General features: G+C 63.1%; 11 protein-coding genes and 1 pseudogene. All 12 read right to left on the bottom strand.

Annotated elements, in window-relative coordinates; translation table 11 throughout:
* Positions 1–8: 8 nt before the first annotated feature.
* A complete protein-coding gene (locus tag ACYVD0_RS09955) occupies positions 9–962 on the bottom strand; it encodes a GIY-YIG nuclease family protein (protein WP_460426682.1) in 954 nt (317 codons plus the stop codon).
* Entirely contained in the window at positions 959–2,362 is a 1,404-nt protein-coding gene (locus ACYVD0_RS09950) for a restriction endonuclease subunit S (protein ID WP_460426681.1), read from the bottom strand. Before ACYVD0_RS09950 ends, ACYVD0_RS09955 begins: the two co-directional genes overlap by 4 nt.
* A pseudogene (locus ACYVD0_RS09945) lies at positions 2,359–2,490 on the bottom strand (PDDEXK nuclease domain-containing protein); the annotation flags it as partial. The gene ACYVD0_RS09950 and the pseudogene ACYVD0_RS09945, both read right to left, overlap by 4 nt.
* 257 nt (positions 2,491–2,747) lie before the next feature.
* Positions 2,748–4,727, bottom strand: a complete 1,980-nt coding sequence (locus tag ACYVD0_RS09940) for a type I restriction-modification system subunit M (RefSeq protein ID WP_460426680.1) — start codon at positions 4,725–4,727, stop codon at positions 2,748–2,750.
* Between the two features lie 1,888 nt (positions 4,728–6,615).
* Positions 6,616–7,233: a hypothetical protein gene (locus ACYVD0_RS09935; RefSeq protein WP_460426679.1), complete on the bottom strand. Its 618-nt coding sequence runs from the start codon at positions 7,231–7,233 to the stop codon at positions 6,616–6,618.
* A gap of 58 nt (positions 7,234–7,291) precedes the next feature.
* A complete protein-coding gene (locus ACYVD0_RS09930) occupies positions 7,292–7,567 on the bottom strand; it encodes a hypothetical protein (protein WP_460426678.1) in 276 nt (91 codons plus the stop codon).
* Positions 7,552–7,908: a hypothetical protein gene (locus tag ACYVD0_RS09925; RefSeq protein WP_460426677.1), complete on the bottom strand. Its 357-nt coding sequence runs from the start codon at positions 7,906–7,908 to the stop codon at positions 7,552–7,554. Before ACYVD0_RS09925 ends, ACYVD0_RS09930 begins: the two co-directional genes overlap by 16 nt.
* A gap of 4 nt (positions 7,909–7,912) precedes the next feature.
* Complete coding sequence (locus ACYVD0_RS09920; protein WP_460426676.1) at positions 7,913–8,293, bottom strand: hypothetical protein; 381 nt, start codon at positions 8,291–8,293, stop codon at positions 7,913–7,915.
* A gap of 2 nt (positions 8,294–8,295) precedes the next feature.
* Entirely contained in the window at positions 8,296–10,707 is a 2,412-nt protein-coding gene (locus tag ACYVD0_RS09915; RefSeq protein WP_460426675.1) for a toprim domain-containing protein, read from the bottom strand.
* Positions 10,704–10,919 carry a hypothetical protein gene (locus ACYVD0_RS09910; RefSeq protein WP_460426674.1) on the bottom strand — a complete coding sequence of 72 codons (216 nt, stop codon included), beginning with the start codon at positions 10,917–10,919 and terminating at the stop codon, positions 10,704–10,706. Before ACYVD0_RS09910 ends, ACYVD0_RS09915 begins: the two co-directional genes overlap by 4 nt.
* Entirely contained in the window at positions 10,916–11,110 is a 195-nt protein-coding gene (locus ACYVD0_RS09905) for a hypothetical protein (RefSeq protein ID WP_460426673.1), read from the bottom strand. The genes ACYVD0_RS09910 and ACYVD0_RS09905 overlap by 4 nt, the downstream gene beginning before the upstream one ends.
* On the bottom strand, positions 11,103–11,261 hold the full coding sequence (locus tag ACYVD0_RS09900) for a hypothetical protein (protein WP_460426672.1): 159 nt from the start codon (positions 11,259–11,261) through the stop codon (positions 11,103–11,105). Before ACYVD0_RS09900 ends, ACYVD0_RS09905 begins: the two co-directional genes overlap by 8 nt.
* Between the last annotated feature and the right edge of the window lie 2 nt (positions 11,262–11,263).

Here is an 11,263-nt window from a genome sequence, read left to right as displayed (position 1 = left end):
CGTGCCGATTATGCGCTCTCGTCACCGAGTAATAGCAAAGTGACAGCACTGACCTGCTGATCTTGCCAGGCACCGTAGCTCTGGCCCGTCGCCTCGACCTTCCATTGCTCGCGTCCGTTGGCGCTGCGCCCGGATACCACGGCGGCGGCCGCACTGGGGCTGGTAAAGGCGTAATCGCTCGCAAAGCAACGCAACCCCTCCTCCTTCAGCACCAGGACACCATCGTCGCAGAGCTGCTGGTAGAGGCTCTGGTAACCGCCCTCGATGCCTTTCCATTCCCCGCGCGCCAGCGATCCCGCGAGGACGAAGAACTCTCCGTCGATCTCCTGTCCGTACGCCTTGACGCCGAAACGCGGCACTTCGGCGACGAAGCGGGAGGATTTCGACGTCTCGGCAGTCGGCATATCGGGCTGTCGCGTCGAAGGCGACGGACGCTCGCGCAGGAAATCGAACCCCAGCACCGGCAGGACGGTTCGAATCTGCTCCAGGAAGAAGGCCATGTCCGCCCGGTCCGACTCGGGCAGATTGATGTAGTCGTGGGCGGTGCCGTTGACCAGCTTGCAGCGGCCGGCCTCGGTGGCGTGCCTGATCAGCAGGCTCTCCAGGTACTTCACATGGGCCTTGGTGAGGTTCTGGTCCTTGCTGGTGACCAGGCAGACCCGCTCCCAGAAATCCTTGCCGCCGACTCCGCCCTGGTTCTCCGGGCGGTTGTGCTGCTTGAGGCGGTTGGCCACATCGTCGGTTTCCCCGATGTAGACCAGGGGGCGAAGGCTGTTCTCCGGGTCCGGCCCCACCAGAAAATAGACGCCCGTGCGGCTGCATTCGGGACGCTGGACCAGTTCCGAGAGCCTGCTGCGCGGGCCGGTCAGCACATGGCCGGTCCAGTTCATGATCTCGGCGGTCAGCAACCCGTTGGGCGAACCGTCGACCAGAAACAGGCGGATGCTGCGGCCCTGGTTCATGCCACTGCCTCACTTCCTGCCTTCTGCTGTGACGAAGCGGACGAGGCCGGGGCTTGCCAGTTGCGCACGTCGATCTTGCCGGTGACGGCGGCGGAGATCAGGGCGGAGCGGCGCTCTTGGAGAAGGGTTACATTTTCTTGGACAGAGGAAATTAGCCTATCAATAAATGACGACTTCGAACTGACGAACCGGCAAATGTCTTTCTGCTCATTAATCGAAGGGAGCGGAAGTGGATAAGCCCGTATATCACTGCAAGTAATAGCCGCCTTGGTGCTACCCCAATCTGCTGACTCGTGGCGTATTCTCAAGTAATTTGCACTCAACCAGTCGTGAAGGTATTTCGGAGACAAGCCAGCATCCCTGGGCTGGATAAAAGCAACATGCTGATTGATCGTCACTTCAATTTCAGTAATCGTCACCATGCCACGGGTTTTACCTTCACCCGTGATCGCCATCAAAACACTGCCTGGTTTAACAACTGGAAGCGCACATTCTTTTAGCGCCTTGCTTGTAACGAATTGGTCTGCCTCAAGAACTCTTTCCAAATTTACTTTTGAGCTGTTGAGCCAAGGGTAATTTCCATCATCCCAATATGAGTGATTGTCTCTCGATGGGGTGCAGCCATTGCCGACCAAGCATTGCCACCCTATCCGGGTCATCTCCCAATGCGCAGGCACCTCCCCCAGCCAATCCACCCCCGAATCCTTCATCGGCACCGTCGGGTCGAGGCCTTTGGTCACGGCATGGGAGATCACCGCCTGGCGCTTTTCCTTGAGCAGCTCGATCAGCCGCTGCTGCTCCTCGATCAGTGCGTCGATGCGGGCGGTTTCGTGGTCGAGGAAGCGGGCGATTTGGGTTTGCTCGGCTCGCCGTGGGAAGCAGAATCGCTCTTGCAGATAGGCCTCAGAGTCAAGATTCTGGATGCCTGTGGTCTGCTTGATCGCAGGGTAATTAACCTTCCCTTGATAAAGACTATCGAAGGCGTAGCAGAGAAAGCCGCTATCGAATTCCGTCAGCGGGCGCATCCGCGCAACAAAGTTTGAGGTTATAGCCTGAAACTCATGTTCAAACAGAACGACACAACCAACCAGTGTCTTTTCACCACCACCGGATTTCTCGATCAGCAAGTCCCCAGGCTCAAGAAGTCGTGAAGCACGTTCCTTCTGCGTAATGCTGCGATAGGTAAGCTTATCGAGCCCGACTCGGGATGTGCCACGATCAAAATCCGCAACCCGAATGACCGCTATATCATGCTCTCCGTCTGGTTCATCACCCCAAAGGCCGTTGGCACAACCATCCACCGAGCGTTTCAGAGAAAAAACCACCCAATGCTCCGGCACCTCCCCCAACCACTCCACCCCGGAATCCTTGTACGCCGGGTACGGCTTGAACTGGCTCATGGCTCCTCTCCTTGCGCCGTATTCAGGGCATAGAACTCGTGCAGCTTGGCCTGCAGCAGCGCCTTGTCCGGCAGGCGGGTCTGGTATTCGGCGATCAGCGCCGGCGACAGGCTGCGGTTGAGGGCGAACAGTTCCAGCGCGGCGGAGTGAGTTTGTGCCACCAGCGGTGTCACTTTTGCCGGGTTGAGCACACTGCACTCTTCCGGGTGTTTGCTCGGACCGAGGGGCGCGTGATGGGGCCGGAGAAATTGTTTCGGCAGTGATGAGACTATTTCCTCTGAGCCTGTCAATTGTGTCGGCAGTGCTGACATTTTCTCGTCCGCGTCCGGTAATTGTCGCGCCAGTGGTGAGACTCTCTCCTCGCCACGGCATTCGCAGAACCCACTCATGCCGACAGCGCCTCGATCATCCGCTTGATACGCTCGGTGCAGGCCTTGAGATCGCGGTCGATCTCTTCCAGCGGGCGCGGCGGCTGGAACACGTAGAAGTGGCGATTGAAGGGGATTTCGAAGCCGACGATGCCGACCTCGCCGTCCTGTTCGTCGCGCTTGTTTTCGTCGATCCAGGCATCCGGCACGTGGGGTTTCACCTCGCGCTCGAAGTAGGCGTACACCGACTCGCCGAGCGGCACGTTCTCGTAATCGCGCAGGCCGCTGTCCGGCTCCGGCTGGCCCTTGGTCATGCAGATATCGGCCTCGGGGTCGCGCTCGCCGAGGGCGTTGAGTACGGCCCTCTGCTCCACCGCGCTGAGGCTGATGCCGTGTGCGGTCAGGGATTTCTTCAGCAGCTTGGCGAACTGCTCGCGATTGCGCTGGACAATGCCGGCATCCATCGCCTGCAGCGCGGCGGCGAGGTTCTGGCGGGCGGCGCTGTCGAGCTTCTGGATAGCCTTTTCCTCCAGCACCCGCTCGATGTGTTCGGGGGTAGTCTGGAAGGCCAGGCGCAGCGGACGCTCGACGGTGACGCGCCGGTAGCCGAAGGCCTCGACCGGGAAGATCTGGCTCTGCGGGGTTGCCTCGAAGCGGCCATACAGGCGCACCAGCTCCTCGATCTGCTCGTCGGTGATGAATTGGCGCTTGCTGCCCAGCGACTTGCGCATCTTGCTGAAGTGCTGGGTGCCGTCGATCAGCTGAACCTTGCCCTTGCGCTCGGCGGGCTTGTGGTTGGATAGCAGCCAGACATAGGTGGCGATGCCGGTGTTGTAGAACATGTCGGTGGGCAGCGCGACGATGGCCTCGACCAGATCGTTCTGCAGCAGATAGCGGCGGATCTCCGACTCGCCGCTGCCGGCGCCGCCGGTGAACAGCGGCGAGCCGTTGAGGATGATGCCGATCCGCGAGCCGCCGTCGCGCGGGTCGCGCATCTTGCTGACCAGGTGCAGCAGGAACAGCAGCGAACCATCGGACACCCGCGGCAGTCCGGGGCCGAAGCGGCCGTCGAAGCCCTTCTTGGCGTGCTCGTCGGTGATTTGCTTCTGGACCTTCTTCCACTCCACGCCGAACGGCGGGTTGCTGAGCATGAAGTCGAATTTGCTGTCGGCCAGCTGGTCGTCGGACAGGGTGTTGCCGAGCTTGACGTTGCCGACCTCCTGGCCCTTGATCAGCATGTCGGCCTTGCAGATGGCGAAGGACTCGGGGTTGAGCTCCTGGCCGTGCAGGGAGACGGTGACCTTCTCGCTGATCGACTGGATGTACTCGTCGCCCTCGGACAGGAAGCCGCCCGTTCCGGCGGTCGGGTCGTAGATGGTGACGATGCTGTTGGGCTTGAGCTTGGCGTCCTGGCCGGTGATCACCAGCGAGGTGGTCAGGTGCACGATGTCGCGCGGGGTGAAGTGCTCCCCGGCGGTTTCGTTGGAGCTTTCCGCGAACTTGCGGATCAGCTCCTCGAAGATGATCCCCATGCCGAAGTTGCTGATCCGCTCCGGGCTCAGGTCGGTGGCGGCAAAGCGCTGCACCACCTGGTAGAGCAGGTCGGCGGAAGCCAGCTGCTGCACGAAGTCCTCGAAGTGGAAATGCTCGAAGATCTCGCGGGCGTCCCTGCTGAACGACTGCACATAGCTCATCAGGTCGGCGGCGGTCTGCTGGTCGGACAGCGTTGCCAATGACAGCTTCGAGGCGTTGAAGAACTGCTGCCCGGCGGCGGCGCGCAGCAACAACCTCTCGCGCACCAGATCAGGCCGCCCTTCCTGGGCACAGGACTCACTGATCACCGCCTCCCTGGTCGGCGCCAACACGCATTCCATGCGCCGCAGCAGGGTGAATGGCAGGATGATGCGGCCGTACTGCGACTGCTTGAAGTCACCGCGCAGCAGGTCGGCAATCGACCAGAGGAAGGCGGCAGTCTGGGAGTGGTTCTCCGTATTCACGAAACAGATCCTTGGCGGGAAAAAGCAGAGGTGCAAGCCTACCCGTTGAGACTGAGACTCGAACAGCCTTGCTCTGGCAGGTCGCTATCAAAGGCGCTGGCTTCGGCGGGCACAACATGAGCTGGGGCAGAAGATCACGATAAGAAACGTAACCCCGGCGTAACCCCAGCTAAAAAACGAAAAAGGCCCGCATCGCTGCGAGCCTTGATTTCATTGGTGCGGTGAAAGGAATCGAACACCACCAGCACAGGCCGCATAAATACTAGCTTCCAGCATTTCAAAGTCGCAGGCGTACCCCTAAACGTACCCCTAAACAGGAAAGTACCCCCATCCCAGCCTGCCAGGATGACGCACTGCTAGCGCTGGTGATCGTCGTCAGCCCCTCGCCTCGGGGTAGTGCTCCCCCGGTGGGGGATGACGTTTCCACCGCTGGTGGTGATGCGGTGATCGGCCCCAGGGGGGCAACCAAGGAGGCGGTGATTCCCCGGCCCCCGGCACGTGCGCGTACTGGCTTCACCAAAAGGGGAGAAATTTCCCCTTTTCCCCCGGCCCCTCGCGTGCGTGCGCGTACTGCTGCGGAAAGTCGGGCAGGTTGATCCGTTTCAAACGCCAGAACTGGCGGGAGGCCATCTTGTCTCGGGTGCGTGGCAGTCGTGCGTGTGCTCCGGCGGCTCGTTTCGGCAGTTAGCGATGCAAAGGCAAGGCGGGGGCGGTCTTCCCTTCCTCGGTTGCTGGTGATTTTTCGGAATGCGAATTTTGGGGAAGCGGAAAAAAGACTTCGGGCGCGGTCTAGTTCGGCATGGGCTTGGAGTTTTTGCCTACCCCCTACCCCCTGCCCGGTAAGGTGTTAAGTAAACCGATTTCGTTAACGGGGAAATAATCTGCGCGTGCGGTCTGGTGCGGTCTACATTTCGGCGCCTCCCGAATTTCAACAGTCCCCCCTCCCGCCAGCATCAGCACCAGCACCAGCACCAGCACCAGCACCAGGTTCGAACAGGATCAGGCCGGGCCATTGGCTGCCGGATCGCTGGCGCCTGCTGTGCTGCTTTCTAGGGGCCTTGCGGGCGATCTACTCGGGTCTACTTTAGATGCCCTCCAGGGGCTTGACGCAGGGATTGCATGGGGTTTGTTTTCGCAAAGCCAGGGCATGACTGTAAACGCGCTTTACAGGTGGCTTGCATGGGGTGTTTTCGCAGCGCCGGGAATCTCCGTCTCGGAGACACCTTTGGCCAGCGATCATTCCCGGCTTTCCGGGTATGTGCTAGCGCCGAGGCGGGCTCAAAGTCCAGTTTTCGGACAGTCAGCCCAGCGCGTCCGCAGGTGGGAATACTCCGGTTTGAAACCGGAGAACCCCCAGCCGGAACCGAGTCGGTTTGTCCTCCAGGCCGAATCGGCCGAGTTTTGGGCCGATCTCCCGGCTCTCCTGGCATGATCCAGTTCTGGATCATCAGGCCCACGGTTGACGCTGGATAATGTCAGATTTTCGGACTTTGCTCGCGAGGAACGGCGGCCACTGCGAGAGATTGCTGAAGTGCCTTTCTTCGGCACAACAAAAACAGCGAGGGGTTAGCCTCGCCGCTTTGTGTCACCACCACGTCCTCGGGGTCATCATCCTGATGAGGTCGCTATCCTGCGACTGTCCCTGGCCGCCATCCTGGTCAGCCTACGTCGATCCTTCGACGTCTTTGTGGGAGCCAATCTACCGGGACAGCCGCCTTGAGCAAATTGGGAGAACTCTCGATCTGTTGTAAGCGATGGCTTACAGGGTAGGGGCGGACCATTCTAAGTGAGTGAACGGCGGGCCTTGTCCTGTTCTCGAAGCCGCTTTGCCAGGTCACGCACGAATGGCCGGAAGCCGCCTTGCCAGGCGTTGCGCGATGCCGTGGCCTTACCCTCTGCTGTGCATGGGCCGGTGCTGCTCTCCCACGGTCGCCATTGCCGGATCAACGCCGCCTGCCGTGCCCGCCGCTCGGGCGTCCAGCCGTTCGCCATGCTCCACCTCCAATAGTTCGTTCTGCGCCTTCTTCGCTTTCCGCGTGCGCGTGGGTTGCCCGGTCGTGCCGTTGTTCACTTGCACGTTCTGGCCGATGTTCGCCTGCTTCACGAAGGCAACATGCTTGGGCGCCTTCAGCTCTCCCAGGGTCTGCAACGTGGCGCGGGCTTGATTCTGCGCCTTGAAGGCCAGCCGCATGAATGCCTCCAGGTTGTCCATGTGCTTGGCATTCATGGCCCGTGCCGTCAGGTTGGCAAACAGGGCATCCAGGGTGTGCGCTTGAGCCATCAGCATGTTCTCGGCGCGGGTCAGGTCGCCGCTGTTGATCGCCGCCGTCTGCTGGCGTAGTTCGCGGGCTAGATCGGTGACGGGGGCGTCTACCAGCTTGGTGCAAACCAGCATGGACGCCGCCAGGTTCTCCGGCATGACGCGGGCGCGGGCCATCGCCTGTTCGGGTGTCTCGCCTTCCTTCTGCGACACCCTTAGCGCCAGGTTGTCTTTCGATTCGCTCATGATGTCTGCTCCATCGTTGTGACTGGCTACCAGGGCGAACCCCGGCAGCCGGCAGGGTTCAGCGCTTCACCACGCGGGAGCCGCTGGCGTCATGCACGGTCAGATCGGGGCGCTTGACGGTCACGGTGCCGTCCGGCCGGACCATGCGGACCGGGGCGCCGTACAGCGGGCCACCAGGGCAGAACGGATCGGGCAGCGTGCCCTTGGGCGCGGTGCGGATGAAGTGCCCCATGGCAGCGAAACACGCCTCGAACAGCGGGCCGCGCTTGCAGTCCTCTCCCCGATGGCTGGCACTGTCCTCCAGGTTGCGAACAAAGATCAGGGCAGATCGCACACCCCGTCGAAGCCCAGGGCTTCCATATAGCCGGAATGGTCGCGGATCAGGTCGCCGCCATAGGCCAGCAGCACCGGGCGGACAGCTTCCAGCTGGGCGGCACCATAGTCCCGCGCCTGCTGCTCCAGGGCATCGGCCTGTTGCTTGGTGAACGGCTCGAACTGGCGAAGCAGGGCCGCCTCCCTTCGCAGGGCGCGGCGCTCGTCGTGGATGGCTTCGCGGTAGGCGCAGACACGGCGCAGCACACGGCGGGCAATGGTCAGGCTGTCGCGCTTGGTGGTGCCCGGCTTCTGCGCGATGCCGGCCAGGATCAGAACGGCTTGCGGGTGGCTCATGGTCATTGGGTCAGTTCTCCAGAATGTCGGCATCCGGCCAGCGCCAGCGCGCTTCGGCCAAGGCTTCGGTACGGGTGGACAGCTCGCCGACCATGGTGCAGATCGGCTTGCCGCCTCGGGTGATCGTCCAGGCGTTGCGGCGGGCCTCTGCCGGGCGTTCCGCTGCTGGCGCTGGGGTTGGTACTGCCGGTGCTGCTGTCGTCGCTTGTGGCGGCTCCGGGGCGGGCTGCGAGTCGTTGGCGGCGATCAGCTCGGCCAGCAGCTCGGCGCGGTGATCGCGCACGAACTGGCGCACGGCATCGGTGATCCGCTCGACGGGGCGCAGGCGCAGACCGTCGCCATTGATCTCGGCGACCAGGCCGGCCCGGCGTAGGTAGTCCAGGGCGGCCATGGTCAGAAGTCCTCCCAGTCTTGGGCGGAGTCGGCGGAGGAAACTTCCCGACTCGAAGTCGTGAATGTCGTAATGTCGTGCTGATTGGCTATTTTTTGATCGTTTTGCACAACTTCACGACTTTCACGACATTGGGTCGGGAAGTTTCTTTTTATCTCCCACTTAACGGTGCTGCCGATCTTGCCCAGGCACTTGCAGTCGATGCCGATCTGGCGAAGGGCGGGAGCGGCACGGCGCAGGGCATCCCCCAATCCCTTCGGAGACTTCGGCCACGAGTCGCAGCCGGTTGGGCGGTACTGCTCCAGCACAAGCAAGATTTCCTTTGCCGGTGCGGTCATGCCGCTGGGGCGGGCCTCGATCATGTCCACCACGGCGGCGGCGACCGGGCTGGCGTCGATGGTGCGCGATAGGCTTTCCTGTCGGCAGGCGTTGAACTCCCGCATGAAGTCCTCCGGCTCCTGGCGGACGGCGGCGGCCACGGCCATGCCCAGGCGGGCGAACTCGACCAGGCGGGGGCGGTCGTCGGCGGGGATGTGCATCTGCGGCAGCAGCGCCAGCGCCTTCGCCGCGATGTCCAGCAGCGCGCCCAGCAGTCGCCCACGCTCGGCCTCGAACGCCTGCCATAGCGCCGTGACTTCCAGGCGCTCGCCGATGACCGGCGTCTCGATGGTGATCGTCCGGTCTACCAGATCCTGCGCCGTGACTGCGGCGGAAATCCCGTTCAGCACGATGGGCCGCTTGACGCTGATGACGCTCTCCTCGCTGTCGGAGTACAGCTTGCGCTTGGCGAAGCCGCCCCCGGTCGCCAGTACGCACAGCGCGTCCTGCATGGGCGCCGGCAGGTGCGAGACGTTCTCGTAGCTCACCAGGCAGCAGGCGCCCGCCGAGACGAAGATGTCCTCCACCGACTTTGGCGAGCCGCGCAGGTCGCAGGCGTTCGGGTCGATCAGCCGGCGGAGCGCCGTCTGCGTCGTGCTCTTGGCGCTGCCCTGCTCGCCCAGCAGCTCCAGCACCGGATAGGGCGTGTCGGGGCGCAGGCACTCGACCAGCCAGGCCAGCGCCAGCAGCCGCGATCCAGGCGGGATGTTCGCCACGCGCCAGACCGATTCGATCGATCCGCCGGGGATCGGCTCGGGGAGCGCTTGCATCGATTCGGGGCGGACGAACATCGCGTCGGGCGACTCGACGATCTCCCAGGCGCCGGCGCGGATGCGGACGGCACGACTGCTGCCGGGCACGGCCAGGTCGAGGAAATACTCGCCGGCGGCGCCCGCCGTGCGCAGTTGAACGGCCAGGCACTCGCCATGGAACCGGCCAAGCCCGGCCAGGGTCGCCAGCGCCTCGCGCAGCGACTGGTCACGCGGGGCCTTGCCGGTGTCGGTGTAGAAGCCGGCCAGCAGGCAGTCGCGGAACTGCCGACCGGCCAGGTTGCGCACCTCGCCGGTTTTCCGGTCGCGGGCAAACACGTCCTTGTTGGTGTCGTGGAACAATTCGAAGCGCTGCTCGACGAACTTGACCAGCAGGGACGCCTGGCTCTGCTTCTCGTCGTCTTCATCGTCGCCAGGGGCGAAGGTTTCCTCCTGCGGCTGCGGATCTTCGGGCAATCCGTTGCAGGGAGCGTTGACCAGTTCCATCAGGCGCTCGGCGGTGCCGCCCGTGTCCAGCCAGTCCGACACGTCGCCCTTGGGCGGCAGGCCGGGCAGGCAGAGCGCGCGCACCTCGGCAGCCACGCCGGACAGCCCGGAGCGCACCTTGTCGGCGTGCTGGCGCCCCGGCTCGTCATTGTCGGGCAGGATGACCACGCGGCGGCCGGCGAAGTGCTTGCACAGCTCGGAGGGCCACTTGCCGGCGCCTCCCGCGTTGCAGGTGGCGACCAGGCCGACCGACTCCAGGCGGAGCACGTCCTTTTCACCCTCGACGATGAACACCCACGCACCGGGATCGGCGGTCAGCAGTTGCGGCAGGTGGTAGGGAACCTGCCGCACGTCCTTCACGGACCAGATCCAGCCGCCTTTGCCGTCCGGCTTGCGTTGGCGGAAGTCCTTCGGCTCGAAGCGGACCACCTCGAACAGCAGACGGCCTTTCTCGTTCTTGTAGGCGTAGGTGGTGTCGATCTTGGGTTTGACCAGGACATTAGGACTTGCAGGACATTGAGTCGGCTTCTGTTCTCGCAGCCCCTGCGATTCCAGCCACGCCAATTGCTCGGCGCGGGCGGTGATACCGGTCTCCCTGGCGATCAGATCAAGGACGCCTCCGCCGACGTGCTCCTCATGGGAAAACCAAGTGCCTTTGTCCAGGTCCACGGCGAGCGAGCCGCGAGTGCCGAATCGAAGCTCGGTCGGCTTGCTCATGTTGGCGTTAGGCTCGCCCAGCAGGTGCCGCGCTACTTGCTCGATATCGAAGCTGATAGTCATGCGGCCCCCTTGGGCGGGGTGAACCGCTCGACCAGACGTTCCAGTTGCCGGGTAAGGCGTTCCAGCTCGGTGATGCTCCGACCTTGGTCGCCTTCCTTGATGCACAGCTCGAAAAGGCCCATCAGGGTATCGAGCAGTTGCGTGTAGCTTTCGGCGTCGATGTGGGGCGGTTCTCCGCCACTGCCGCCACGCTTGAACGGGACAACGGTCATGGGCGGTCCTCCTCGGTCTTGGCGATCAGCAGCACGGCCACTTCCTCGGCCTGCGCCTGCCACTCGGCATAGGCGCGACTCCAGTCGGGTGACTCGGCGGTCATGCCGGACAGGCGGCGGAATGCCTGCCCGGCAGTGCGGACCTTCACCAGCTGGTCGTCGGTGAATGGGATCAGGTGGGCGTCAGGCATGGCGGGCCACCTCCACCAGCACCAGGGCGACCAGCATCAGCAGGTGCGCGAGGATCAGGACGGCAACCGGGCTGCCCTCCAGGTAGGCGACGGCTTTCTTGAGGCCGAACGGGGCCACTGCCGCCTTACGGCAGCTTTTCGAGTGGGTCATGG

Source organism: Azotobacter armeniacus, from assembly GCF_054779355.1.
This window is presented reverse-complemented; position numbering and strand designations above follow the sequence as displayed.